23 protein-coding genes and 1 tRNA gene are annotated in these 24,287 nt (G+C 65.0%); 7 read left to right on the forward strand and 17 right to left on the reverse strand.

Features of this window, described 5'->3' with window-relative positions:
- The first annotated feature begins 11 nt into the window (after positions 1-11).
- From FB468_RS03105 to FB468_RS03125, 5 genes are all read left to right on the forward strand, one after another.
- Positions 12-1,217 carry a PucR family transcriptional regulator gene (locus FB468_RS03105; protein WP_141886049.1) on the forward strand — a complete coding sequence of 402 codons (1,206 nt, stop codon included), beginning with the start codon at positions 12-14 and terminating at the stop codon, positions 1,215-1,217.
- A gap of 112 nt (positions 1,218-1,329) precedes the next feature.
- Positions 1,330-2,247 carry an ACP S-malonyltransferase gene (locus FB468_RS03110; RefSeq protein ID WP_141886050.1) on the forward strand — a complete coding sequence of 306 codons (918 nt, stop codon included), beginning with the start codon at positions 1,330-1,332 and terminating at the stop codon, positions 2,245-2,247.
- A gap of 13 nt (positions 2,248-2,260) precedes the next feature.
- Positions 2,261-3,268, forward strand: a complete 1,008-nt coding sequence (locus FB468_RS03115; RefSeq protein WP_141888093.1) for a beta-ketoacyl-ACP synthase III — start codon at positions 2,261-2,263, stop codon at positions 3,266-3,268.
- Between the two features lie 107 nt (positions 3,269-3,375).
- Positions 3,376-3,624, forward strand: a complete 249-nt coding sequence (locus FB468_RS03120) for an acyl carrier protein (RefSeq protein ID WP_010157098.1) — start codon at positions 3,376-3,378, stop codon at positions 3,622-3,624.
- Between the two features lie 136 nt (positions 3,625-3,760).
- Positions 3,761-5,002: a beta-ketoacyl-[acyl-carrier-protein] synthase family protein gene (locus FB468_RS03125; protein ID WP_141886051.1), complete on the forward strand. Its 1,242-nt coding sequence runs from the start codon at positions 3,761-3,763 to the stop codon at positions 5,000-5,002.
- Positions 5,003-5,073: 71 nt separating this feature from the next.
- Here the strand turns inward: FB468_RS03125 and efeB are convergent, their stop codons facing one another.
- From efeB to efeU, 3 genes are read right to left on the reverse strand one after another with little or no spacing between them, the layout of a single operon-like run.
- On the reverse strand, positions 5,074-6,387 hold the full coding sequence (gene efeB, locus FB468_RS03130) for an iron uptake transporter deferrochelatase/peroxidase subunit (protein WP_141886052.1): 1,314 nt from the start codon (positions 6,385-6,387) through the stop codon (positions 5,074-5,076).
- Between the two features lie 4 nt (positions 6,388-6,391).
- Complete coding sequence (gene efeO / locus FB468_RS03135) at positions 6,392-7,606, reverse strand: iron uptake system protein EfeO (RefSeq protein WP_141886053.1); 1,215 nt, start codon at positions 7,604-7,606, stop codon at positions 6,392-6,394.
- The gene (efeU, locus tag FB468_RS03140; RefSeq protein ID WP_141886054.1) at positions 7,603-8,490 is read right to left on the reverse strand and encodes an iron uptake transporter permease EfeU; all 888 of its coding nucleotides are present in this window, start codon (positions 8,488-8,490) and stop codon (positions 7,603-7,605) included. The genes efeO and efeU overlap by 4 nt, the downstream gene beginning before the upstream one ends.
- Before the next feature lie 200 nt (positions 8,491-8,690).
- Here efeU and FB468_RS03145 point away from each other — a divergent pair.
- Positions 8,691-8,764, forward strand: a tRNA-Ile gene (locus FB468_RS03145).
- A 75-nt stretch (positions 8,765-8,839) separates the two neighbouring features.
- Here FB468_RS03145 and FB468_RS03150 read toward each other — a convergent pair.
- The 8 genes from FB468_RS03150 to FB468_RS03185 all read right to left on the reverse strand — a co-directional run bounded on the left by FB468_RS03150 (position 8,840) and on the right by FB468_RS03185 (position 13,360).
- Positions 8,840-9,934 (reverse strand): tyrosine-type recombinase/integrase, encoded by a 1,095-nt coding sequence (locus FB468_RS03150; protein ID WP_141886055.1) that lies wholly within the window; start codon positions 9,932-9,934, stop codon positions 8,840-8,842.
- 50 nt (positions 9,935-9,984) lie between these two features.
- Complete coding sequence (locus FB468_RS03155; RefSeq protein ID WP_141886056.1) at positions 9,985-10,197, reverse strand: helix-turn-helix domain-containing protein; 213 nt, start codon at positions 10,195-10,197, stop codon at positions 9,985-9,987.
- The gene (locus FB468_RS03160) at positions 10,197-10,922 is read right to left on the reverse strand and encodes a hypothetical protein (protein ID WP_141886057.1); all 726 of its coding nucleotides are present in this window, start codon (positions 10,920-10,922) and stop codon (positions 10,197-10,199) included. The genes FB468_RS03155 and FB468_RS03160 overlap by 1 nt, the downstream gene beginning before the upstream one ends.
- A 91-nt stretch (positions 10,923-11,013) precedes the next feature.
- Positions 11,014-11,409, reverse strand: a complete 396-nt coding sequence (locus FB468_RS03165; protein WP_141886058.1) for a hypothetical protein — start codon at positions 11,407-11,409, stop codon at positions 11,014-11,016.
- Positions 11,409-12,074, reverse strand: a complete 666-nt coding sequence (locus FB468_RS03170) for a hypothetical protein (protein WP_141886059.1) — start codon at positions 12,072-12,074, stop codon at positions 11,409-11,411. The genes FB468_RS03165 and FB468_RS03170 overlap by 1 nt, the downstream gene beginning before the upstream one ends.
- Positions 12,071-12,430, reverse strand: a complete 360-nt coding sequence (locus FB468_RS03175) for a hypothetical protein (protein ID WP_141886060.1) — start codon at positions 12,428-12,430, stop codon at positions 12,071-12,073. Before FB468_RS03175 ends, FB468_RS03170 begins: the two co-directional genes overlap by 4 nt.
- Positions 12,431-12,535: 105 nt before the next feature.
- Complete coding sequence (locus FB468_RS03180) at positions 12,536-12,943, reverse strand: hypothetical protein (protein WP_141886061.1); 408 nt, start codon at positions 12,941-12,943, stop codon at positions 12,536-12,538.
- A gap of 90 nt (positions 12,944-13,033) precedes the next feature.
- Positions 13,034-13,360, reverse strand: coding sequence for a hypothetical protein (locus FB468_RS03185; RefSeq protein ID WP_141886062.1), 327 nt, complete (start codon positions 13,358-13,360; stop codon positions 13,034-13,036).
- Positions 13,361-13,564: 204 nt separating this feature from the next.
- Between FB468_RS03185 and FB468_RS03190 the strand changes: the two genes are divergently transcribed.
- On the forward strand, positions 13,565-14,098 hold the full coding sequence (locus FB468_RS03190; protein WP_141886063.1) for a hypothetical protein: 534 nt from the start codon (positions 13,565-13,567) through the stop codon (positions 14,096-14,098).
- Between the two features lie 232 nt (positions 14,099-14,330).
- Here FB468_RS03190 and FB468_RS03195 read toward each other — a convergent pair whose 3' ends face one another.
- The 6 genes from FB468_RS03195 to carB all read right to left on the reverse strand — a co-directional run bounded on the left by FB468_RS03195 (position 14,331) and on the right by carB (position 24,282).
- Positions 14,331-15,965, reverse strand: coding sequence for a hypothetical protein (locus FB468_RS03195; protein ID WP_211359069.1), 1,635 nt, complete (start codon positions 15,963-15,965; stop codon positions 14,331-14,333).
- A gap of 589 nt (positions 15,966-16,554) precedes the next feature.
- On the reverse strand, positions 16,555-17,787 hold the full coding sequence (locus FB468_RS03205; protein WP_342777257.1) for an IS30 family transposase: 1,233 nt from the start codon (positions 17,785-17,787) through the stop codon (positions 16,555-16,557).
- A 398-nt stretch (positions 17,788-18,185) separates the two neighbouring features.
- On the reverse strand, positions 18,186-19,187 hold the full coding sequence (locus FB468_RS03215) for a DMT family transporter (RefSeq protein ID WP_246055720.1): 1,002 nt from the start codon (positions 19,185-19,187) through the stop codon (positions 18,186-18,188).
- Between the two features lie 9 nt (positions 19,188-19,196).
- Positions 19,197-20,099: a guanylate kinase gene (gene gmk, locus FB468_RS03220; protein ID WP_141886065.1), complete on the reverse strand. Its 903-nt coding sequence runs from the start codon at positions 20,097-20,099 to the stop codon at positions 19,197-19,199.
- Complete coding sequence (gene pyrF, locus FB468_RS03225) at positions 20,096-20,971, reverse strand: orotidine-5'-phosphate decarboxylase (RefSeq protein ID WP_141886066.1); 876 nt, start codon at positions 20,969-20,971, stop codon at positions 20,096-20,098. Before pyrF ends, gmk begins: the two co-directional genes overlap by 4 nt.
- Positions 20,971-24,282, reverse strand: a complete 3,312-nt coding sequence (carB, locus tag FB468_RS03230; protein WP_141886067.1) for a carbamoyl-phosphate synthase large subunit — start codon at positions 24,280-24,282, stop codon at positions 20,971-20,973. Before carB ends, pyrF begins: the two co-directional genes overlap by 1 nt.
- Positions 24,283-24,287 lie beyond the last annotated feature (5 nt).

Here is a 24,287-nt window from a genome sequence, read left to right on the forward strand (position 1 = left end):
CGGGCGCGGGGATGACTCCAAACAAGGCTCAGGAACTCGCCTGGCTTCGCACGATCTCGGGCGAGCTGGCAACGCTGACGGTCACGCGGCTCGAGGACACGCTCCCCTGGTACGGGAGCATGCCCCCGAGCCGCCGATCGGCGGTTGGTTTGGTCGCGCAGACCGGTATCAGCTCGTTCATTCAGTGGTACGAGAACCCGGGCTCGACTCCGTGGATCGCCTCGGACGTCTTTAGCTCAGCCCCGCGCGAACTGCTGCGCTCGATCAGTCTGCAGGAGACCCTGCAGCTCATTCGGGTCGTGGTGACCGTCGTCGAGGAGCGGGTCGCGCCACGCAGCGACTCGCTCCGCGAGGCGATCCTGCACTACTCACGTGACGTCGCATTCGCGGCAGCGGACGTGTATGCGCGGCAGGCCGAGGCCCGCGGGCTCTGGGACGCGCGCCTCGAAGCGCTCGTCGTCGATTCGATCCTCACGGGCGAATCTGACGACGAGCTCCCGAGCAGGATCGCGGCACTCGGCTGGCACGGCGATGGCGAGGCGGCGGTGCTCGTCGGCAGCGCTGAGCGCTCCGTCGATGTCGATCAGATGCGCAGGACAGCGCGTCACGCCGGTGCCGACGTGCTCATCGGGCTGCAGGGCACCCGGCTCGTGCTCGTGCTGGGCCGCATGGCTCCGCCGCAACCGGCCGAGCCCGGCGTGGCTCCCGAGGAGCCGCAGCGCACGTTCCTCGAGATCGCCGGACGCCTCGCCGACGGGTTTGCCGACGGGCCGCTCGTGCTCGGGCCGACCGTCGACAACCTCATCGAAGCTTCTCGAAGCGCGCGGGCTGCGCTCGCCGGCGTCGCGGTTGCGCGCGCCTGGCGGCACGCACCCCGCCCCGTCCCCGCGGACGACCTGCTCCCCGAGCGCGCGCTCGCGGGCGACGGCCTGGCTCGCCGGACCCTCATTGAGCAGATCTACGAACCGCTCCTCGCGCACTCGGCAGAGCTCATGGAGACGCTGTGGTGCTACCTCGACAACGGCCGCTCGCTTGAGGCGACGGCGCGTGAGCTGTTCGTGCACCCGAACACCGTGCGCTACCGGCTCAAGAAGGTCTCAGAGGTCATCGGCTGGAACGCGACGGGGGCCCGGGAGTCACTCATCCTGCAGTCGGCGCTCATCGCCGGATCCATCGCGCAGCAGGGCGGGCGTCGCCCGACAAAGCGCGGCTCGTAAGGCTCGTTCGCCGGAGAAACCCTCCAAGCCTGGCGCATTTCTACAACGAATCTTCGAATTTATCGTCGAGTATATGCAGCCAGTTCGCCTCGCATCTGAGAAACTAATTGACGTGATTGTTATCGCCTGCCCGGGTCAGGGCTCTCAAACCCCCGGTTTCCTCTCCGACTGGATCGAGGACGCGGATTCCCGCGCCTTCCTCGAAGCCGCTTCAGAGGCCTCCGGAGTCGACCTGCTTCGCCACGGTACCGAGAGCGACGCAGACACGATCCGCGCGACCGAGATCGCGCAGCCGCTCATCGTCGCCGCCTCGATCCTGTCTTGGCGTGCGCTCGCAGCGCGCGCTGACCTCTCGCAGGTGGGCGTCGCTGGCCACTCCGTCGGCGAGTTCGCCGCCGCCGCGGCCGCTCAGGTCATGAGCGAGACCGACGCGATGCGCCTCGTCGGCGTTCGTGGGCGCGCGATGGCGGAGGCCGCGGCTGCCGAGCAGACCGGCATGTCGGCCGTCGTTGGCGGCGTTGAGGCCGACGTGCTCGCCGCAATCGAGGCCGCGGGGCTCACTCCGGCGAACCGGAACGGCGGCGGTCAGATCGTGGCCGCGGGCTCCCTTGCCGGGCTCGCAAGCCTGGGCGAGAATGCTCCGCGCGGCGCACGCGTGATCCAGCTCCAGGTCGCCGGCGCATTCCACACGAGCTACATGGCTTCGGCCGTTCCCGTGCTCGCCGAGACGGCAGCTACGACCGAGGTATCAAACCCGACGCACAAGCTGTGGAGCAACGCCGACGGCGGCCTCGTAACCGAGGGCACCTCGTTCCGGGATTCACTCGTCTCGCAGATCGCGAACCCGGTGCGCTGGGACGCGTGCATGGACTCGTTCCAGGCGGCGGGCATCACCGGCCTCATTGAACTTACCCCGGCCGGCGCGCTCACCGGCATCGCGAAGCGCGGCCTGAAGGGCATCCCCGCCGTCGCAGTCAAGACCCCGGCTGACCTTGAGGCTGCGGTGCAGCTTCTCACTGACGCAGCCTGATCGAAAGGATCGAATCGTGGCAACCCTTGTACAGCCCACGGGCCCCGCTCACACCCGCGTGCTCTCGGTCGGCGCTTCCCGCGGCGACCTCGACGTCCCGAACGACGACCTCGTCGGCCCGATCGACTCGTCAGACGAGTGGATCAGGCAGCGCACCGGCATCGTCCAGCGCCGCCGCGCCAGGAAGGGCCTGAACGCCGTCGACCTCGCCGTTGAGGCGGGTCAGGAGGCAATCGAGAAGTCGGGCCTCGAGCTCGCAGACATCGACGGCGTCATCATCTCGACGATCTCGAACGTCGCGGTGACGCCCTCGATGGCCGCGCTCGCGGCGCACCGGCTCGGCCTTACCCCGGCCGCCGCCTTCGATATCTCGGCCGCCTGCGCCGGTTACGTCTACGGCGTCGGCCAGGCCGACGCGCTCGTCCGCTCGGGCGTCTGCAAGAACGTGCTCGTCATCGGCGCGGAGAAGCTCTCTGACGTCGTGGACCCGACCGACCGCTCGATCTCGTTCCTGCTCGGTGACGGCGCGGGCGCCGTCGTCGTCGGCCCGAGCGACCACACCGGCATCGGCCCCACCGTGTGGGGTTCCGACGGCGAGAAGTGGGACACGATCAGCATGACATCGACCTTCGAGGAGTACCGCGAGGCTCCCGGCGTCGTCGCCTGGCCCACACTGCGCCAGGACGGCCAGACCGTCTTCCGCTGGGCCGTCTGGGAGATGGCAAAGGTCGCGCGCCAGACCCTCGAGGCCTCGGGTATCGAGCCCTCGGATCTTGCGGCGTTCATCCCTCACCAGGCGAACATGCGCATCATCGACGAGCTCGCGAAGCAGCTGAAGCTGCCCGAGACGGTCGCGATCGCTCGCGACATCGAGATGCAGGGCAACACCTCCGCCGCTTCGATCCCGCTCGCGATGCACGCGCTACTCGCCGAACGCCCCGAGCTCTCAGGTGGGCTGGCGCTCACGATCGGTTTCGGCGCCGGGCTCGTCTACGGTGCGCAAATCATCGAACTTCCGTAGTCTTTCGCTCGGGGGCGCACCGCGCGCCCTGTCGACTTCGCGCGCGAAGTTGCGAGAAACTACTGCACGAGGTTTACTACAAACCCCTATCTAATAAGGAGAATCCAATGGCATTCAGCAACGAAGAGGTCCTCGCAGGTCTCGCCGAGCTCGTCAACGATGAGACCGGTATTGCGGCCGACGTTGTCGCCCTCGACAAGTCGTTCACCGACGACCTCGACATCGATTCGATCTCGATGATGACCATCGTCGTGAACGCAGAAGAGAAGTTCGACGTGAAGATCCCGGACGAAGAGGTCAAGAACCTCAAGACCGTTGGCGACGCAGTCGACTTCATCGTCAAGGCTCAGGCCTAAGCGAAGCTTTCGCGGCGGGGATGCGCGACGACCAACACCGGTCGTCCCATCCCAGCCGCTCGCTTCAACACACAGACTTTCGGGAGAACTGCCCCACAAGGGCTACTCCCCCAGAGCCACGCGGAGAGCGCAACACATGAGCAAGAAGATCGTCGTCACCGGTATCGGTGCTAGTTCGCCACTTGGCGGTACCGCGAGCGATAGCTGGGAGGCGCTCCTCGCAGGCGAGTCCGGCGTTCGCACTATCGAAGCCGACTGGGTTGAGAAGTACGACCTTCCCGTTTCGTTCGCGGGGCAGGCCCGCGTGCAGCCCACGGAGGTGCTCGACCGCCCGGTCGCGAAGCGCCTCGATCCCTCCAGCCAGTTCGCGCTCGTCGCGGCGAAAGAAGCCTTTGCCGACGCCGGCTCACCCGAGATCCCGTCCGAGCGCCTCGGCGTCGACTGGGCCACCGGCATCGGCGGTATCTGGTCGCTGCTTGACGCGTGGGATACGCTCCGTGAGAAGGGCCCGCGTCGCGTGATGCCCCTCACCGTGCCCATGCTCATGCCGAACGCGCCCTCGGCCGCGATCTCCATGCACTTCACCGCGCGCGCATTCGCCCGCACCGTTGCCTCCGCGTGCGCGTCGAGCACCGAATCGATCGCCAACGCCTACGAGCACCTGCAGCTCGGCCTCGCCGACATTGTGATCGCCGGCGGCTCCGAGGCAGCGATCCACCCCGTAACGCTCGCGTCATTCTCGTCGATGCAGGCCCTTTCCCGCCGCAATGATTCGCCCGAGACCGCGTCGCGCCCGTACAACACCGACCGCGACGGGTTTGTCATGGGCGAGGGCGCCGCGGCGCTCGTGCTTGAGACCGAGGAGCACGCGCTCGCTCGTGGCGCGAAGATCTACGCCGAGATCGCTGGCGGCGGCGTGACCGCCGATTCGTACCACATCACGGCGAACGACCCCGAGGGTCACGGCGCGATCCGCGCGATGAAGCTCGCGCTCTCGCAGGCTGGCGCGCACCCCGAGGACGTCACGCACATCAATGCGCACGCAACCTCGACGCCGGTCGGCGACATCAACGAGTACACTGCGCTGCTCGGCGTGTTCGGGGACCGCGCCCGCGAGATCCCGGTCTCGGCGACCAAGGCGGCGACCGGCCACCTGCTCGGCGGCACCGGCGCGCTCGAGGCGCTGTTCTCGGTGCTCGCGGTGCACCACCGCGTCGCTCCTCCGACGATCAACCTCGTCGATCAGGATCCCGAGATCCCGCTCCAGGTGTCGAGCGAGCCGCAGCCGCTCGCCGACGGGCCGCAGCTCGCGATCTCGAATTCGTTCGGCTTCGGCGGTCACAACGCTGTCGTTGCGATCCGCTCGTACGACGCGTAGCTCAACGACAACCAACGCGACCGCCCCGGGACTCATGAGTCTCGGGGCGGTCACGTGTGTGCGGAGAACGCTTACTCAAACAGCGCCTGCCCGACATACTCCCCCGGGCCGATGCCGCCGGGCACCGCCCACAGGCCGGAGCCAATATGGCGGATGTACTCGTTCAAGAGATCGGGCTGCAGCGAGCGCTGCACGCGCACGAACGTGTCGGGCGAGCGTTGGAACGAGATAAAGAAGAGCCCCGCCCCGAGCTGCCCGAGCCCGTTTGAGCCGTCAACGTAGTTGTAGCCGCGCCTCAGCATCCGGCGCCCCCTGTTCTGCGCCGGGTGCGCGAGCCGAACGTGCGCCGCGACGTCGATGACAGGCTCCCCCGAGCCAGGCAGGGCGGCGGCGAAGTCGGGGGCGTCGAACTCCCCATGGCCCGTAAGCGGCGCGCCCTCTCGCTTCGTGCGGCCGAAGATGCGCTCCTGCTCGCCAAGTGATGAGCGATCCCACGTTTCGATCGTCATTTGAATCTTCCGCGCGACGAGGTAGCTGCCACCGCGCAGCCAGGCCGGGGCTTCGTCTCCGACCCAAATGTGCTCGGCGAGGCCGGCCGTGTCCTCAGCCATGACATTCGCGGTGCCGTCTTTGAACCCGAACAGGTTGCGTGGCGTGTCCTGCGCGCGCGACGTCGACGCGGTGCGCCCGAAGCCGAGCTGACTCCAGGCGAGGTGCGCTCGCCCCGCTGCGATGCGCGACAGGTTGCGAATCGCGTGGACAGCGATCTGTGGGTCGTCGGCGCAGGCCTGCACGCAGAGGTCCCCGCCACTCTGGGTGTCGTCGAGCAGGTCGAACGCGAACGATGGGAGTGGCTCGAACTCGCGCGGCAGACGTGAGCGAAGGCCAAAGGGATCGGGATCCGGCGAGGGTTGCTCGCCGCCCTGCTGATCGCCGCCCTGGCGCCCGACGAACAGGCTCCTGCCGAAGCCGAACGTGATCGTGAGGTTGCCCGGCCCAAGTCCGGTGGCTTCGCCGGTGTCGTCCGGGGGAAGCAGGGCGTTGTCGGGTTCCATCCCGTCGCCGACCTCCTCACCCCGGGTGAGTCTTTCGGCGGCGGCGGTCCAATCCTTGAGCAGCGCGACGAGGTCGCTCCTGGTCGCGCCGGGGTTCATGGAGAAGGCCGCGAAGTGCAGCCGATCCTGCGCTGGCGTGACGATACCCGCCTGGTGCGTCCCCCGGAAGGGCACGGCACCCGCCCCCGGGCGCCCCGTCGCGTGCGCGTCGGGGCGCGCAGCGGCGGTCGCGACCGCGCCCCCGACGCCTCCCGCAGCGAGGCCGATCGCGCCGGCCCCGACGAGGCCGAGAAGCTGCCTGCGGGAGGTACCCGGGGTTTCGCCGCCCACAGCGCTAGCTTTCTACGACGCCCGCGGTGAGGCGCGACATCGGCTCGCTCAGCGCACTCAGCTTCGCAGCGAGTTCGTTTCGCTTCGTCGTGTCGACGGTGTCGTACGACACGAAGCCCGCGTCATAGGATCCGTAGGTGGCGAGCGTCGCAAGCATGTCGGCGAAGCGGGTATCCAGATCCTTCGCCAGGTCTTCGCCCCCGTTCGCGACGAGCAGCTCGCGAACGGTGTCGAACGCGACCTGCGCGCCCTCGACGTTTGCCGTGAAGTCGTACAGGTCTGTGTGCGCGAACTCGTTCTCTTCGCCCGGGAGCTTGCCGTCGGGGGCCGCCACCTCGTCGAGCAGGCCCTTCGCGCCCTCCGTGATATCGGCGAGCGTCAGCGAGAAGTCAGGGCTCTTAACCTTCTCGTTGAGCTCGGAGATGTCGGCGACGAGCTGGTCCCCGATCTCGGCGCGCTCGTCCGGCGTCAGCGCGACGAGGTCATCCTTCGGGTAGTGGTTCTTCTCGGGCTGCGAGTAGTTTTCGATGGCGCGGTCAAGCCAGAGATCCTGCTCGATCCGGTGGAAGCCGGTGAACGGCAGCCCCTCTTCAATCGCTCCCGGCTTGCGGTAGTCGATCTTCGGGTCGAGGTCACCGAACTGTTCGGCGGTCGGCTCGATGCGCTCGTAGTTGATCCGCGCGATCGGGAAGAGGGCGCGCGCCTCATCATCGTTCCCGGCCTTGTACGCGTCAACGAAGGCTTCGACCTGGGGCACGAGCTCCTCGGTCTGGGTCTTCACGTAGGCAATGTACTGCGCGACGACCGCGTCTTCCTCGGGAGTTGTCGCGACCTCGTCGCCCGTGACGGTGAAGGGAGACTGCCCAACTCCGGCGCCAATCATGCCGGGCTTGCACGCGGTGAAGTACTCGCCAGGCCCGACCTGCACAGTGAGGTCACGGCTCGTTCCAGGAGCGATGTTCTCGACCTCGCCGACGATCGTGAGCTTGTTGCTGCCGAGCAGATAGAACTCGTTCACCTTCGTGCCGTCGTTCTGCACCGTAAACGTGATGGTGCCGCTGGTGCCCGCTGTCTCGGCAACCTCGCACCCGTCATCCACCGCGCTCACCGCGATCGACTGCGCGCTCGGCGCGGCGTTCGGGACGCAGCCAGCGAGCAGCAGCGTTGCGGCGCCAATGGCGGCAAGCGTCGCCGACCCCTTGAGTTTCTGGTGAGTCATTTGCGTTCCTTTCGCGAGGCACGCTGCGCGCCGTACGAGCGTACGAGGAACAGCGGCAGAGTGATGATGAGGTAGCTCGCCCATGCGAGCACCTCGAGCTTGGTCATTTCCGGCGAGAACCCGAGGGTGCCCTTGAGGAGCACGGCGAGCACGCCGTCGGGCGCGACGATGTGCGGGATCCTGAATGCCCAGCCCGCTTCCCCGAACCAGGCCGTGGCGATCGGCCCGGCTCCCTCCGGGGCGGCGATGAACGGCCCGGGAAGGAATCCTGCTTCCTGCAGATCGTGGATGCCGTAGGCGAGTACCCCCGCCGCGAAGATGATCAGCAGAACCCCCGTCCAGCGGAAGAACACCGTGAGGTTCACCCTGAGGAGGCCCCGGTAGAGCGCCCACCCGATCGCGACTGCGATCAGGATCCCTGAGATCGCCGTCAGGAACCCGACGAGCGGCGCTGTTCCGCTCGCTCTGGTCGTCGCCCAAATGAAAAGCGCGGTCTCGATGCCCTCGCGCGCGACCGAGATGAAGCCGATCGCCGCCACGCCCCAGCCGCTGCCAACGAGGGCGCGGTCGACCTGACCCCGCAACTCACCGCTGATGCCTCTCGACATCTTGAGCATCCAGAACACCATCCAGGTGACCATCGCAACGGCAAGGATCGAGAGCGAGCCGCCAATCGCTTCCTGCGCGGTGAACGACAACCCGTAGGCGCCATAGGTGAGAAGCGCGCCAAGTCCAAGCGAGAGCAGGATCGCCGCGGCGACACCCAGCCAAATCTTGCGGGCCGCATCCGGTCTTCCGAGTTTGCCGACATAGGCGAGCAGCACGCCAACGACGAGCGCGGCTTCGAGGCCCTCACGCAGTCCGATGAGCAGGGTCGCGATCATGAGGGGCAGCCTTCCCGGGCGGAGAGTTTATCTACAGCGCAGAGTTCACATACGACGCAAACATCATCTGTTCTAGGTAAGGCTCGCCTTACTCGGGAAGCGTAGCACAATTCATCAGATGATTGAGGGGGAGATGTTGCGCGACACGAGTACCGCCCGCGCCAGTGGCCGTTTTCCACTAAGCTAGAGCGGTATCGCGAGGGGCGTTAGCTCAGTCGGTTAGAGCACCGGACTCATAATCCGTCGGTCGCGGGTTCAAGCCCCGCACGCCCTACTCCTTGCGCCGCTTCGATTCTGAGGCGTCGTTCTGCATCGTCGGCTTCGGCTTGGTCGGTGTGTGGTCGGTGGTCTAGCTCGAATCGGCTCTCTTCGCTTCGAACTGTTGCGCTGCCGTGAGTGCCTGATCCAGTCGATTCGCCACGGCGTCAAGGTCGGTTGGGAACAGACTCGCATAGTGTTTGAGGGTGACGCTGGGATCACGGTGACCAAGTAGCGCTGCAACGGCGGGGACAGTGGCTCCGGCCTGGATCGCTAGTGAAGCGCACGTATCGCGGAAGTTGTGCGGAGTGATCCCGTTCAATCCGGCCCGTTCGAGTGCAGGATTCAGAACGCGGAGCCGATAGTTGTTGTTTCTCAAGGGAATGTGCGGCTGTGAAGCGTGAAAGAGGAAGGCATCTCGCGGTAGATCTGCGGCCCAGTCTAGTAGATCAGCGACGACCGAGGCGGGCAACGGAACCGTCCGCGCCTGGTGCGTCTTCAGATCGCCGAGGTGCATCACTCCGCCCGTCTCAGACCACGCATTCACCAACCGAAGTGCGCCCGTCGCCGTGAGGTCCGATACCCGCAGCGCAGTCAGCTCACCCCAGCGAGGACCGCCATAGCAAGCGACCAGCACGAGAAGCCGGTCCTTTTGCGTCGGCATCTGCTCTGCGAGTCGTAGAACCTCCGTGTGCGTAAGAGGTCGAGGCTCCCCGGCTTGCTGGGCAGGAAGGCGAATACCCAGGGTTGGGTTCGTGTTCGCAGCGCCGTCACGGATCGCAAGCTCGATAGTGCGCCGAAGCACAGCAAGCGCACGCCGAGCCGTCGAAGGTGACAACCGAATCGCGATGTCACGCGCCCATGCCGCAACCTCGGAGTGCTTCAACATTCCAATTGGCCGACGCCCGAATGCTGGCTCGACATAGAGCCGGAACTTCGCGCGACGGTCAGCCACAGAGGACGGCTTTCCGCCTTCGAGAGTCGCGAGCCAGAGTTCGGCCCACTCCGCAACGGTCACCGCTTCGCTGGTCGACGGATCAACCCAGCGGCCAGCGGCAAGAGCGGCCTTTGAATCACGCTCCCAGGCTTCAGCGTCACGTCTGCGAGTAAACGTCTTGCTGCCAACATAGCGGCGGCGATAGTAGAGGCGGACCCTGTAGGTTCCGTTCGGTCTCTTGTCGATCATCTCTTCCTAACAGAAGTGCCCCGCCACAAGAGGCGAGGCACTTCACTCGTTCATTCAGTGGGTTCGACTACCGAGCCGTCAAGGTAGTCGTCCAGGTCGGTTGGGCGGTATCGCACCTGCACTCCAACCTTGAGGAATCGCGGGCCGCTGCCCTGACCTCGCCAAGCCCGAAGGGAGCCGACGCTGACGGTCAGGTACTTCGCGGACTCGGTTTCGTTCAGCAGAACCGGAGCGGGCACCGGGCGCTTCGTTGCTGTTGCCATTAGCTACTCACCCCCTCTATGGGCTGCCGCGGGTCGGACTCGTCGGACCCTTGCCTTGGAAAGACGGGCTGCTTGCGCGCGGAGGCTTCACGCACGATTGCGGCATACGTCTCGTAGGTCACATAATCAGCGCGGAAGTACTTCAGGGGCTCCCCTGCCTCCATCAGATACCCGCGTCCCGGCTTCGAAGCGACGAGACGTTCCACTTCCTCCGGTGCAGCCATCGGGAGCAACATCTTCACGCTGTCCGCATTTTCGACCGCCATAACGATCGCCCTCGCGTACTGGGCGCGGTCATGAAGCACCGCAGCCTCGGGGCGCTGCAAAATGGTCATGACGTGCACCGCTGCCTTACTTCCTTCACGCAGCAGCCGCCCGACGATCCGACGAACTTCCTCACCCGCCTTCTTATCCGCTGCCGCCAGCAGACCCGCATATTCCTCGAGAACGACGAGCACAGCACCGACTCGGGGATCGGTATAGACGTGAGCCGGAATCTGAACGATCCCGAGTTCCATGAGCTTGGAGATGCGCTCATCCATCAGACCCTCGACGTTCCGCAGAACCGCCACCGCGTGTTCTAGAGCTTGCGGTGAGGTGCCGAGCGCGAAGTCGTCAGGTTTCCCCGAGGCTGCTGGTCCGAGCAAGATTCCGGTTGGATCACAGCCGACGAGACGGACCCACGACACTTCTGCGCATTCCGCCAAAATGCGATACGCGGTCACACTCTTCCCACTCCGGGTCCGGCCGGCGAGCACCGAACTTAGTTTCGCCGGATGGAAGGAGACTCGCGCGCCGTTCTCGTCTACTCCGAACTCAATCATCCCGAGACCTCTCCAAACGCTGTACGGCACGGATCGCATCAGGCAGGTCTTCCATCTCGATTGCGCCTTCTCCAGGTGGGGTGAGCTCCGCAGCCATGTCGATCAGTGCCTGTCCCAGCGCTGCCGCCTCAGGAGGAAACAACGGAAGCGGATTCTGGCCAGGAAGGTAAAGCGCGACCAGCATAGAACCCTCAACGGCGGGATGAGCCTCCGAACCGACACGAACACCACCACCCGCGAAACGGACCGTCAGAAAAATCGAACCGTCATCTTGCCTTACATGGTGCTCACGATTTACGGCTGCCGCATCCTCGCCCATCCACCCATAAATCTGTGCCGCGCGATGAGCACTGATCTGAGTCACGAAGTACCCGAATGTGTCCTTCATCAGAGACCCTGGCCATCATCATTCGATGGGAGGAAGTCCGCAGCGGTTACCGTGGGCGGGGCCGGAGGCGCACCGATAAAGCCCGTAGTCGTCCCTTCCAGCGGATCGCGAACACGCGCTAAAATCGCGACCTCGTTCGGCCTGGTTCGCGTAACCTCCACAGCCTGAGCGCCCCACATATCCGCGATGCGCTCAGAGTGAGCGGCGATGTGTTCTGCCGTGATGCGCGGAGTCAGTCCGACAATCGCAACCGGCCCAGCGGGAGCATTCTCGATGCGCAAAATTCGCGGCCCGAGGTCGGTGGTGTTGCCCGAGACGAGCCCCCATAGCTTCAAAGCAAGGGGTGGCTTCTGGCCAAGCGCCGTCCGAGGCACCCACCCGCAAACATCAACTAGAACTGGCCAAGCATCGAGCATTACGGCACCAGCCGGAAGCAGAACCGCCGGAGTTCCAGCGACCGCGAGTCTCATCATTCTTAGCCACCGACGGGCGCTACGAATGACCCAGATGACTATCCAAATGATGCTGACAAAAGCCGCTACGACAGAGAAGCCCCGAAGGTTGAAGATCGTCAACAACGGCGCAATGATGATGAGGCCCGAAAGCGGGATCCACGGAAGAAGGCCCATGACGGCGCCGATAGCGCTCTTGCCATTCGCGTTCATGAATTGGCCTTCCAGATGACCGCAAAGCGTGTGGGGCCAACGCCGGTAATCTTTTCGATCCCGTCGACCAAGCCAACCCGGTGGACGTCATCCGTTATCCCAATCCGGCAGGCGTCGCCGTCCAGATCAACTGGGTTGTATTCGATTCCGGCTTGTTCGAGTGCGTCCCAATTGCCATGTGACGCTGCCCCTAGGGCGTCCGCAACTCCGACTGCGCGGACCTCACAGAGCGCAGTGGCGTTGGCCTCTACAGGGATGACGACTGGCAGAGCGGGGCTCTTCCACGGGGTGTCAACTGGAGAGGGCAGACCCGGAATGATGTTCGCGAGGTAGGCCGCGATGAGAATTTCGAGCATGATTGAAGTGCTCCTTTCTTTGATGGTTCTTGGGGAGGGGCAGGAGAGGGCGGGGTCCAGCCGCCCTCTCTCGTCCTTATGCTTGCGAGCAGCGGCTAGCGGAGATCACTCTGCCTTTCCGGTGCGACGCGCGGCCTGTGCGAGCAGATCGCTGATCGACCCGACGGGAGTGAAGCCTTCTGTAAAAACCTTCCCAGCAAGGGAGGCTCGCGGCGCTCCGCCGTTGAACCCGGCCTTCGCGTCGCCGCGTGGAGTGATCTCCACGGTCTGTCCTTGCGCTGCGAGCAGCCCGCCCGAGCCGAGATCGGTAGCCTCCGTCGTGGACTCGACCGTCAGGTTCTCAAGGACAGTTCCCTTGTACATCGCCGTGACGCCGGCAAAGCGACGAAGGGGACGCCCGTTGCGCAGGACGGGCGTCCCCGAGTCAAAGTCGGTTACGGGTCGACCTTCACCTCCGCCCATAAAAGTCACGTCGCTTGCGGGAGCAAAAAAAGTGATCTCTCGTAGTGCCATGATTCGGCCTTCCTGTTGTAATTCTTGGGTGCTTGGGATGAGTCGGATAAGGGCTAGGCGGGCCGGGACCATCCCGCCCGCCCAATGGTTCTATGCGTTGAGGAGAACTTCCTTGAGACGGGGTGATACATGGCGCAGGAGCATCTGGCGGTTGATAACTTCGCTGGCCGCCACGTCTGCCTCGTCCTTGCGGTAGAGGCTGATGCTAACTACCCCGGCGGCGTCCTGAACCAGAGTCAAAGTCCCGCCGCGCTTGGTTGGCTCGGTGTGCGACAATGCAGCACCTCCGCCACCGAGTGCCTGAGCTTCCCAGGCGAGTGCGGTGGCTACGAGGGCATCCAACTGATCCCTGGAGACGGAGGCATCGACCTCGTCAACAACGATCTTCCGCCCGTTTCGAATTCTTGAAATTTTCATGAAGGTACTCCTTTTGGTTACGCAAAGTTGCCGTTGATCGGCGGCTGCCGAACAGGGAATGCATCATTTAGAGGCATCGCTTGCCCGTGATAAACGCTACGTGAGGAGTCGAAGCAAGTCAATAAGCAAGTGCGCTTGCCGGCGCTAATCGTTACCGCCGGTTCCTGTTTATTGGGGGCAAGTCCCTGGTGTTATGGTGAAACTATGGATCTCTGGACCGGCACAAAAATTGCTCAAGACCTCGGCGTGTCGGGAGACCAAGTGACGCGCTGGAGTGCCACAGGTGTGCTGCGTTCGATAGGTGAGGTGGGGACTGCCGTAATCTACAAAGCTCAGGACGTAAAGCGGCTGTCGTCAGCTCAGCGGGCGAACCTGACCGTCACGGATGCTCTTCCCGACGCGGTACTTGTTCGCCTTGGGGTCCCGTCCGAAGAACCAGATGGTCGTTGGATGGGCTGGCATGAGTCATGGGACGAGGAGAAGAAGCGCGATGCTGCGCGCCAATATTGGCGCGTGAAGAACCCCGCTGCGCGGATCAGCAGTGCGCTAGTGGCGTTGGTTGGGCCGCTCGTCGTAGGAGTCTGGAATATTGAAGACGCAGCGATTGATCCAACCAGGCGAAAGACTGTCTTTGTCCTGGGAGAGGCTACTCCTGACCAACGAAAAGCGTACGAAAACCACTGGATCGAGCTGAGTGGTCAAGCGCCCGTTCGATATTGGCCGAAAAGACCCAAGTAGGACCTTTGCGATTTGAGGTTCACCGGTCCGCAAGTTCCAACATGGTAATTGCGTGTTGGTCGTTCATCAGCTCTGCAATGCGTTCAGGGCTGAACCTCACGCACTCGGCATGATCGTGCTCCTCACAGAGCTCCGCATTGGAACCCTCGGTTTGGGCTGTATTTGAGGTTTTCAGTACTTGGCGGGTTCCGTCCGTTTCAGGGCTGCTGGTGGAGTGCGTTGCGAGCATGTTCTAATTCTCTTGCAGCACCGGTGTAAACCCAACCCCCCGAGAACTGAGGTAACTCTCAAGTGCATCAGTCCCGCCGCGCTCGGCCGCTTCAAGCGCTCCCACTAGCCAACTCGGACGCCACACAAGACGACCGTACCAAGCATCGCGTGGGATCTCACCCAGCGGTTCACCTCGAAGCTCAACTTGAGCAACTGTTTCATCGTCTTCACTCTCTCCGCGAGCAGCGAGAACCGCGTTCCAGTGATCGGCTCTAGAGGAAGAGCCCTTCACTTGTAGCGACCAGTGGATTTGGTGTCGCCCTCGCGAAGAGCGTTCCCATTCATGCCAGAGTGCCCACAGGCCAGGCGAAGTGATCGCCTCGATCGAACCGGTATCGAGATCGACCAGGCTCAGCCTTCCATCCTCCATGTCGATGATTTCCCAACGACGAGGCGTGCGAATCCCGAACCGCCGTGCATGCAGATCGTCGGCGCACCGCGCTAGGACCTCAAATGGAGTGACATTGCGCTCTGTACGAGCGCCCTTCGTGTGCGCACCGCTTGCGACCTCGAAACCGATCCTCGCAGCGACATCGTAAGTCGCCTTCGAGAGGTAAGAACCGACGAACTCGGACCCGCCGTCATGCACCTCCCGCAAGTCGAAGCCCTCTGGATCGGCACGGAATCCTGCCTTCTCAACCGCCCTGCGATACCGCCCAAAGACCTGCGCGCCGAATACCAACTCCCCGAGGCCGTTGCGGTCCCACCGCGAGTTCGTCTTGAGGAGCCCGTTCAGGTACGAGTCAAGATCCTCGCGCAAACCGTTGCCGAGGCTGCCCGTGACGAAGAGAAGCGCGTGAAAGTGGACGTGCCAGCCGTGGCCTCCGGAGCCAGGGAGAGAGACAGTCGCCTCGGTCGCCCTAACCCGGCCCGCTACACCGAACCGCTCTGCATCCCCGAGCACCGCAGGCTCAACCCACTCACGACCTTTCCGACTCCGCACCCGCTCCTTTCGACCAGACCAAGCAACGCCGCCAAGCCCCGAACGCCAGCCCTCCTGCAGCGCATCGAAGAGGTCGTCAAGCGAGTCCTTCCGAGTGTGCCGAACGGTCAGCGTCATCAGATAGACACGGCCACCGAGACGATGACAAGTCGCGACTGCGCGCGAAATCTCTTCCGCGCGGCGCTGGGCAATTACCGCGGAGCATCGAGGGCAAGACCACACAGAGCCGCAGAGCGTCACACCCGAGTATCCGGCTACAGCGCCGTTCGCCAAGTCGCGGCGCTTCACCCCTGCGCCGGTGGACGGAGCACCAGGATCATCCCTCAAAACGCGACCGCACTGCCTGACCGGACGCAACGTCGAAGCCTGCCAAAGTAGCGCACGCGCGCCCCAACGAATCGCACGCCGCTCGCCAACACTGTCGGGAGAATCAGCGTCCTTCTCGCCCTCCAGACTCTGCCCCCAACAGTAACTCAGAGTACTATCAAGGGCCGCCGTTCCGGCGTCCTCGCTCGCTTCGCTCGCGGCGGCACTGCCGCCGCGCTTACGCTCCGCACGCGCGGCTCTCGTGCCGCGCCCATAATCGGTCTGGGTATCGTCAGCGGCCAGATATACACTGAGAGCGCTGGCCACGCCCGGGTCGAGATTGTCCATGATTTCTCCCGGTAGAGGGGCCGCCGTTCTTGGTCGGGCGGCGGTCCCTTTTCATGCCCGAGAGCCGGTCGGCAGGTGGTCGGTGCCTGGCGAGAATCGGCGCTCATCCCCGGTCAGGGAATGGCGGCGGATGGCAAGCGCTGCGAGGGCTAGCGGCGATTGCAACGCGGGCGTATGGCGTTCACGACGGCCTCATAATCCGTCGGTCGCGGGTTCAAGCCCCGCACGCCCTACTTCCCTGCAGCTGTGCTCCCGCCACTGCTGGGTATCTGCTGTTACCGGCGCAGGTGCTGGCCGCGCGCCCATCCCAGTGCCACCGTCGTGACACAGGGTCGGGCATTCCGCGGGTAGTTGCCCTCCAAGACTGCTGCCATCACAGATGTGTCACGTTTGACCTGTGGGCGGCGCAGGCGAGCTAAAGTTGCGGGCAGGGCTGATGACAACGGCGTCGCCAGTCCGCCCACTTCCGCCCCGAACACATGGGCGCTCTCCGCTACTCTCCGCCGCTCACCGCCCGCGTCCACCCCAGGCACCGCTCGCACCCAATTTCTCGACTGCGCCTCATATTCCCTCAGAGTTTGAGGCGGTTTCAGGGAGTTAGTGCAACACCAGCCAATAGTTCGTTCAGTTTCTCACGAGGCGTCGCCCACCCCAACGTTTCCCGTGGCCGATCATTCAACATGCGCTGCATGTCCGCCAACTCTCCATCCGTGACCGTGTTGAAGTTCGTTCCCTTGGGATAGAAATCACGCACGAGCCCGTTGTAGTTCTCGTTACTGCCACGCTGCCAGGGCGAGTGCGGGTCACAGAACAACACTCGGCACCCCGTCGCGACACTGAACTTCACGTGCTGCGCCATCTCCGCACCCTGATCCCACGTGATCGTCTCTCGGAACGCCTGCGGCAGCCCCGAGATCATGGCCTGTAACACCTCGATCACGGTCTCAGAGTCACGCCGCCCCGGAAGTCGACCCACCAGCCCATACCGGGTGCTCCGCTCCACGAGCGTCACGATCCCGGAGTTCTGCGGCCCCACTACCAGGTCTCCTTCCCAATGCCCAGGCACAGCCCGATCCTCAACGGCTGCTGGCCGGTCACTCAGCCTCGCCCCTGCAAGCCACGAGCGTTGCGGACGCGGCGGAAGCTTCGACCGGGGCTTCCGGGTCGTCCTGCCAGACCGGACTGCTTTCTCAACAGTCAACTCATGCCGGAGCGCTCCCTTGCCCTGCACGTAGAGTGCCTGATAGATCGTCTCGTGGGACACACGCATTTCCTGACAGTCCGGGAAGTCAACCAGCAAGCGCTTGGAGACTTGCCGGGGTGAGTGTTTCTCGTTTAATCGTGCCACGACTTCCGCGCGAAGGCGGGTGTGATCGAGCTTGTGTGGTCTCGGACGGGGTCTTCTCGCTTTTGCGTGGAAGTGCGCGACGTCCGCGCTGTATTGTCTGCCGTGCCGCCCGTCCATGATCGATGCCCGCTGGAGTTCGCGAGACACAGTCGACGGAGCGACCGCGAGTTCTTTCGCGATGCTCCGCAGTGACAGTGGCGGCTGCATGCTTCGCGCGGCCTGGATAAAGGCCCGATCCGGGAGCGTGAGGCGATGGTAGGAGGATCCGGGCGTGCGGGTGTCCTGGTCAAGGGTGTCAGGCTCGGGATGGATACGTGGACGCCCTGGGGTGAGAGTCATGCCTGCAATTTTTGCCCAGCTCTTCACATTTTCCCGGCTGAGAGCGAGTGTTTGGGCCGCGTGTTGCATCGTGTGTCCGCGGGTGATCAACGCGTAGACCGCGAGTCGGGTTTCCCAGGGATGGCGTACACCCATGTTGGTTCCGTTCAAGGTTCAGGGTGTTGCACTAGCAACCTGAAACCACCTGAAGCGCACCAGATTATTTGGGGTGTTTGGGAGTTGGGAGACTCCTCACCCGCGGGCCCCCGCACCCGCAGGCCCCCGCACCCGCAGGCCTCCATCAGACAGCCCCGCGCCAGTCGGCTCGTCGCCAGACACCTCTCGCACCGAGAGCCGCCGCTCCCACTCAAATTATCGATTGCACCCCAGATTCCCCCAAAATTTGAGGCGCTCCAGATTATTTGGGGGGGGTTGGTGCGCACCAACGGCCCGACGCAAGCAAGCCCGGCACCGCAGCGACCGCGCGAGCGACCGCGCGAGCGACCGCGCGAGCGACCGCGCGAGCGACCGCGCGAGCGAGCGCCGTAGCGCGCCTACTCGTTTTCGTCTGGAGTGACCACTGGCAGCTTGCCCGTGTGCTCAAGCACGGACTGGCCGGATTGCGGGTGGAACCGCGAAATGCCAATCACTCCGATCATCGCCGTCGCACCGGTCACGGCGAACGCGATTGCCACCCAGAGTGGGGCGTCGGCCGCCTCCCCCAGGATGAGGATGCCGATGAGCACCGCCACCATCGGGTCGATGACCGTGAGGCCTGCTACGACGAGGTCGGGCGGGCCTGACGAGTATGCGTTCTGCACGAACAGCATGCCGAGCAAGCCACCCGCGGCCAGCGCCGCCACGCACGTCCACGTGAGCCACTCGAAGTCGCCCTGTTGCAGGCGCGAGATGACGACCTTTGCGAACGTCGCGACGAAGCCGTAGAGCACACCAGCGCCCACGATGTAGATAAGCGCAACGCCGCGGTGGCGGTAGAGCACAAACATGACGAGGGCGGCGACAAGCACGGCACCAAACGTGATGAGGATCGCGATGAGTTTTGAATCGGTGACAACCTGGTCAGCAACGTTCGTCGCCGCAACGAAGACGAACACCGCGATGCTCACCACCGCGAGCGCGATCGACGCGGTCACGCGTTTACCGAGCCTTACGCCCGAGATGCGCGAGTTCAACACCGAGGTGATGATGAGGCCAACAACGCCGATCGGCTGCACGATGGTGATTGGAGACAGCGACAGCGAGCCGATCTGGAACACGACGGCGAGGCCAAGCAGCAGTGTGCCCACAACCCACGAGGGCCGTTTCAGCAGCTTGAGCATGTGCCTGACCGACAGCCCGGCGTGCGCGCTCTGACCAGTGAGTCGCTCGACCTTGTTCAGCCCGCGCGACTGGTACTGCGCGCCAAACGCGAGCAATGCCGCTCCAACGAGCGCAAGCGGAATCCCCCAGAACTGCTTGGGGTCGACAGTCATCGCCTCGGTTGCAGCCGTGACGAGGCTATCGAGTGCCTGTGGCAGCTCTGTCAGTGAGATCACCAGGAAAGCTTAACCGTCGCCGCGCATGAGCTCAACGAGCCGGTCTGCCGCGGACTCGACCTCGTCGTTGACGATGATCTCGTCGAACTCGTCGGCAGCGGCGAGCTCAACCTTCGCGGTATCGAGCCGGCGAACGCGCTCTTCCTCGTCTTCCGTCCCCCGGCCAACGAGTCGACGGACGAGTTCGTCCCAGCTCGGCGGCGCAAGGAACACGAGCCGAGCGTCGGGCATGCTCTGGCGCACCTGACGGGCGCCCTGCAGATCGATTTCCAGCAGCACCGCCTCGCCCCGTGCACTCGCCTCCATGACGGGGCCACGCGGGGTTCCGTAGCGGTACTTGTTGTGGACGGTGGCCCACTCGAGCAGCTCATCAGCGGCAAGCATGCGGTCGAAGTCTTCGTCGGTCACGAAGAAGTAGTGGACGCCGTGAACCTCGCCGGGGCGGGGCGCACGGGTCGTCGCCGACACAGACAGCTTCACATCGGGGTGGTTGTCGCGCACGAACGTCGCGACCGTCCCCTTCCCGACGGCGGTCGGGCCCGCGAGCACGGTGAGCGGTGGCCGCTCGCCTCGCGGGAGCGCGCCCGAACGCTCACGCACGAAGGACTCGAGGCGTTCGCGCTGCAGCGCCCCCAATCCCCCGAGCCGCTTGCGGTCCGAGATCTGCAGGTCTTCGCGAATCCGTTCGGCCTTCACCTGCCCAATCGACGGGAACGACAGCAGATAGTCTGTGATGCGCAGCGTCGCCGCCGCGTGGCCCGGCACCTTCGAGTACTCGAGCACCTTGAGCGGCGAAATCTCGCCGCCCCGGAGCTTCCGCTTGAGCTCAGCGCGCGCCTGGCGCGCGGCGACGGCAGCACGATTGGCTGCGACTCGATCTACCTCGGGCATTCCTGCCTGCTGCTTCGTCATGATCTCCCGTAGAGCGCCTCAGTGATACGTTCGGCCCGGTCTCGGACGCGGGCCGCGAGGCCTTCGCCTCCACCACTAAGGATACTGCGCGATTCGTTCGCGAGCACCGCGTGACCGATGCCACCGAAGATCTCAGCGGCATCCTCAATCCGTGCGCCCTGGTGGCCGAAGCCCGGGGCGAGCACGGGAAGCGCCGGGCTCACCCGTTCGGCCGTGTCAATGCCGAAATCGGCGAGCTTCAGCGTCGCGCCGAGCACCACACCAACCGAGCCCACGCTGTCTGCCCCGGTATCGCCAGCCGCAGAGCTTTCAGCCGCGTTGAACGCGTTCGCGCTCGCGACCATGGACGCGGCAAGCGTCCGGCCGTCACCGCGAACAGCTGTCTGTACGTCGCGCGCCTCGGGGTTCGAAGTCGCTGCGAGCACGAACAGGCCCTTGCCGTGCGACCGCACGTAGGGGAACGCGCCTGACAGGGTCTCGAACCCCATGTAGGGCGCGACGGTCATCGCGTCGGCCTCGAGCGGCGAGCCGGGGGCGAGCCACGCCTCGGCGTAGGCAGCGAACGTCGAGCCGATGTCGCCACGCTTCACGTCGGCGACGATGAGGAGGCCGGCGTCACGCGCGTCTGCGAAGACTCGCTCGAGCGCGGCGAAGCCCGCGGACCCGAAGCGCTCGTAGAACGAGATCTGCGGCTTCACGCAGGCCGCGACGCCGGCGGCGGCCGCGACAACGTCGCGGCCCATCCGCTCGGCGCCGGCGGCGGAGTCGTCAAGACCCCACTCGGCGAGCAGCGGCGCGTGGGGGTCGATGCCCGCGCACAGGTGCCTGCTCGCGGCGAACTCGGCCGCGAGCCTGGCACCGAAGCTCGGCATCACTCCGCAGCCGCGAGCGCGGCCTGGCGGTCTGCCTCGTACTCCTGCAGCGACTTCACATCGAAGCCCTGCTGGAGCGCCGACAGCGCACCGACAGCGGCCGAGAGCTCCGAGACCGTCGTGAAGATCGGCTTGTCGGCCGCCACGGCAGCCGCGCGGATCTCGTAGCCGTCAGCACGAGCCGAGCTGCCGGACGGGGTGTTGACGATCATGTCGATCTCGCCTCGGTTGATGAGGTCAACGATCGTGTCCCCCTCGGCCTGCAGCGAGTGCTTCCGCGCGGTCTCCGACTTGATGCCGTTGCGCGCAAGCACGACCTGGGTGCCCTGCGTCGCGAGGATCCGGTAGCCAAGCTCCTGGAGGCGCAGCGCGGGCTGTACGACCGAGCGCTTGTCGCGGTCAGCGACCGAGAGGAACACGGTGCCCGACTTCGGCAGCGAGCTGCCCGCGCCGGCCTGGCTCTTCGCGAACGCGGTCGGGAAGTCGCGGTCCATGCCCATGACCTCGCCCGTCGAGCGCATCTCTGGCCCGAGGAGCGAGTCGACAACGAGGCCCTCGTTCGTGCGGAATCGCTTAAACGGCAGCACCGCTTCCTTCACCGCGATCGGCGCGTCGATCGGCACACGCGAGCCGTCGCGCTCAGGCAGGAAGCCTTCGCCGATGAGCTGGGCGATGGTCTCCCCCGCCATGATCCGCGAAGCTGCCTTCGCGAGCGGAATGCCGAGGGCCTTCGAGACGAACGGCACCGTGCGCGACGCGCGCGGGTTCGCCTCGAGCACGTAGAGCACGCCCTGGCCGATCGCGAACTGCACGTTGAGCAGTCCGCGCACACCGATGCCCTCGGCGATGCCAAGCGTCGCCTCGCGCACCTGGGCGATCTGGTCGTGGCCGAGCGTCACGGGCGGCAGGGTGCAGCTCGAGTCACCCGAGTGGACGCCTGCCTCCTCAATGTGCTCCATGACGCCGCCGACGTAGAGCTGCTCGCCGTCGTAGAGCGCGTCAACGTCGATCTCGATCGCGTCGTCGAGGAAGCGATCGACGAGCAGCGGGTGGCCGGGCCCGACGAGCGCGTGGCCCTCGATCCGCTCGAAGTAGCCGTGCAGCGACTCGGTGTCGTACACAATTTCCATGCCGCGGCCGCCGAGCACGAAGGACGGACGGACGAGAACCGGGTAACCGATCTCCTCCGCGATCCGGATCGCGCCTTCCTTGTCGATCGCGGTGCCATTGCGCGGGGCGGTGAGGCCCGCGCGCTCGAGGATCTGAGCGAACGCGCCGCGCTCCTCGGCGAGGTCGATCGCCTCGGGCGTCGTGCCGAGGATCGGGATCCCGGCGTCCTTCAGCGGCTGCGCGAGACCGAGGGCGGTCTGCCCGCCAAGCTGCACGACGACGCCGAGAAGCTCGCCCGACGCCTGCTCGGCGTAGATGACCTCAAGCACGTCCTCGAGCGTGAGCGGCTCGAAGTACAGGCGGTCGGACGTGTCGTAGTCGGTCGACACGGTCTCGGGGTTGCAGTTGATCATGATGGTCTCGTAGCCCGCCTCGCTCAGCGCGAAGGAGGCGTGAACGCACGAGTAGTCGAACTCGACGCCCTGGCCGATACGGTTCGGGCCCGAGCCGAGGATGACGACCTTCTTGCGGTCGCTCGGGGTGACCTCTGTCTCAAGGTCGTACGACGAGTAGTGGTACGGCGTGAGCGCCGGGAACTCGCCGGCGCAGGTGTCAACCGTCTTGAACACGGGGCGGAGGCCGAGGCCGTGGCGCAGGCCGCGGACCTCCGACTCCGAGATGCCGCGGATGGCCGCGATCTGCGCGTCCGAGAAACCGTGATCCTTCGCCTCGCGCAGCACCTCGAGCGAGAGCTGCGGCGCAGCCTTCACCGTGTCGGCGACCTCGTTGATGAGCACGATCTGGTCGAGGAACCACGGGTCGATCGAGGTCGACTCGAAGACCTGCTCGATCGAAGCGCCGAGGCGGAGCGCCTGCTGCACGTCAACGATGCGACCGTCAGTCGGGCGCTTGATCGACACGAGCAGGTCGGCGACGCGGGCCTCAGCGGAAGCGTCAGCGGGCAGCGCGTCCCAGTGGAACGAGGTGCCGCGCTTCTCAAGCGAGCGGAGTGACTTCTGCAGCGCGGTCGTGAAGTTGCGGCCGATCGCCATCGCCTCGCCGACCGACTTCATGGTCGTGGTGAGCGTGTCGTCGGCGGCGGGGAACTTCTCGAAGGCGAACCGCGGGGTCTTCACGACGATGTAGTCAATCGCGGGCTCGAACGAGGCCGGCGTCTTCTGCGTGATGTCGTTCGGGATCTCGTCGAGCGTGTAGCCGATCGCGAGCTTCGCCGCGATCTTCGCGATCGGGAAGCCCGTCGCCTTCGACGCGAGCGCCGAGGAGCGCGAGACGCGCGGGTTCATCTCGATGACGACGACGCGGCCGTCGTCCGGGTCGATCGCGAACTGGATGTTGCAGCCGCCCGTGTCAACGCCAACGCGGCGGATGATGTCGATCGAGATGTCGCGCAGGTTCTGGTACTCGCGGTCGGTGAGGGTGAGCGCCGGTGCGACGGTGATCGAGTCGCCGGTGTGCACGCCAACGGCGTCGACGTTCTCGATCGAGCAGACGACGACCGCATTGTCCTTGGTGTCGCGCATGAGCTCGAGCTCATACTCCTTCCACCCGAGGATCGACTCCTCGAGCAGCACCTCGGTGGTGGGGCTGTAGTGCAGACCGTCGGTGACGATGCGCACAAGCTCCTCCTCGGTGTACGCGAAGCCCGAGCCGAGGCCGCCCATGGTGAACGAGGGGCGGACGACGAGGGGGTAGCCCAGGTCCTGGGCGTACTCCTTCGCCTGCTCGAGCGTGTTCGCGACGTACGACTTCGCGACGCCGGCACCGGCTGCGATCGCGATGTCCTTGAAGAGCTGGCGGTCCTCGCCCTTCTGGATCGCGTCGACCTTCGCGCCGATGAGCTCGACGTTGTACTTCTCGAGGATCCCCTGCTCGTGCAGTTCCATGGCCGCATTCAGCGCGGTCTGGCCGCCGAGGGTTGGGAGGATCGCGTCGGGCTTCTCCTTCTGGATGATCGTCTCGATGACCTCGGCGGTGATCGGCTCGACGTAGGTCGCGTCTGCGAAGTCGGGGTCGGTCATGATCGTGGCCGGGTTCGAGTTCACGAGGATGACGCGGACGCCCTCCTCGCGCAGCACGCGGCACGCCTGGGTTCCCGAGTAGTCGAACTCGCAGGCCTGGCCGATGACGATCGGGCCGGAGCCGATGACGAGGACAGAGTTAATGTCTGAACGCTTGGGCATGTCTG

The organism is Leucobacter komagatae (assembly GCF_006716085.1).
In the GTDB taxonomy this organism is placed as follows: Bacteria; Actinomycetota; Actinomycetes; order Actinomycetales; family Microbacteriaceae; genus Leucobacter; species Leucobacter komagatae.

What these genes read in the sequence shown, in the direction of transcription:
- FB468_RS03195 (WP_211359069.1), bottom strand. Translation starts at nt 15,965, where the DNA reads ATGGACAATCTCGACCCGGGCGTGGCCAGCGCTCTCAGTGTATATCTG.
- FB468_RS03125 (WP_141886051.1), top strand. Translation starts at nt 3,761, where the DNA reads ATGAGCAAGAAGATCGTCGTCACCGGTATCGGTGCTAGTTCGCCACTT.
- FB468_RS03120 (WP_010157098.1), top strand. Translation starts at nt 3,376, where the DNA reads ATGGCATTCAGCAACGAAGAGGTCCTCGCAGGTCTCGCCGAGCTCGTC.
- FB468_RS03150 (WP_141886055.1), bottom strand. Translation starts at nt 9,934, where the DNA reads ATGATCGACAAGAGACCGAACGGAACCTACAGGGTCCGCCTCTACTAT.
- FB468_RS03155 (WP_141886056.1), bottom strand. Translation starts at nt 10,197, where the DNA reads ATGGCAACAGCAACGAAGCGCCCGGTGCCCGCTCCGGTTCTGCTGAAC.
- FB468_RS03190 (WP_141886063.1), top strand. Translation starts at nt 13,565, where the DNA reads ATGGATCTCTGGACCGGCACAAAAATTGCTCAAGACCTCGGCGTGTCG.
- FB468_RS03170 (WP_141886059.1), bottom strand. Translation starts at nt 12,074, where the DNA reads ATGAACGCGAATGGCAAGAGCGCTATCGGCGCCGTCATGGGCCTTCTT.
- FB468_RS03185 (WP_141886062.1), bottom strand. Translation starts at nt 13,360, where the DNA reads ATGAAAATTTCAAGAATTCGAAACGGGCGGAAGATCGTTGTTGACGAG.
- efeU (WP_141886054.1), bottom strand. Translation starts at nt 8,490, where the DNA reads ATGATCGCGACCCTGCTCATCGGACTGCGTGAGGGCCTCGAAGCCGCG.
- carB (WP_141886067.1), bottom strand. Translation starts at nt 24,282, where the DNA reads ATGCCCAAGCGTTCAGACATTAACTCTGTCCTCGTCATCGGCTCCGGC.
- FB468_RS03165 (WP_141886058.1), bottom strand. Translation starts at nt 11,409, where the DNA reads ATGAAGGACACATTCGGGTACTTCGTGACTCAGATCAGTGCTCATCGC.
- pyrF (WP_141886066.1), bottom strand. Translation starts at nt 20,971, where the DNA reads ATGCCGAGCTTCGGTGCCAGGCTCGCGGCCGAGTTCGCCGCGAGCAGG.
- gmk (WP_141886065.1), bottom strand. Translation starts at nt 20,099, where the DNA reads ATGACGAAGCAGCAGGCAGGAATGCCCGAGGTAGATCGAGTCGCAGCC.
- FB468_RS03205 (WP_342777257.1), bottom strand. Translation starts at nt 17,787, where the DNA reads ATGGGTGTACGCCATCCCTGGGAAACCCGACTCGCGGTCTACGCGTTG.
- FB468_RS03175 (WP_141886060.1), bottom strand. Translation starts at nt 12,430, where the DNA reads ATGCTCGAAATTCTCATCGCGGCCTACCTCGCGAACATCATTCCGGGT.
- FB468_RS03105 (WP_141886049.1), top strand. Translation starts at nt 12, where the DNA reads ATGACTCCAAACAAGGCTCAGGAACTCGCCTGGCTTCGCACGATCTCG.
- FB468_RS03180 (WP_141886061.1), bottom strand. Translation starts at nt 12,943, where the DNA reads ATGGCACTACGAGAGATCACTTTTTTTGCTCCCGCAAGCGACGTGACT.
- efeO (WP_141886053.1), bottom strand. Translation starts at nt 7,606, where the DNA reads ATGACTCACCAGAAACTCAAGGGGTCGGCGACGCTTGCCGCCATTGGC.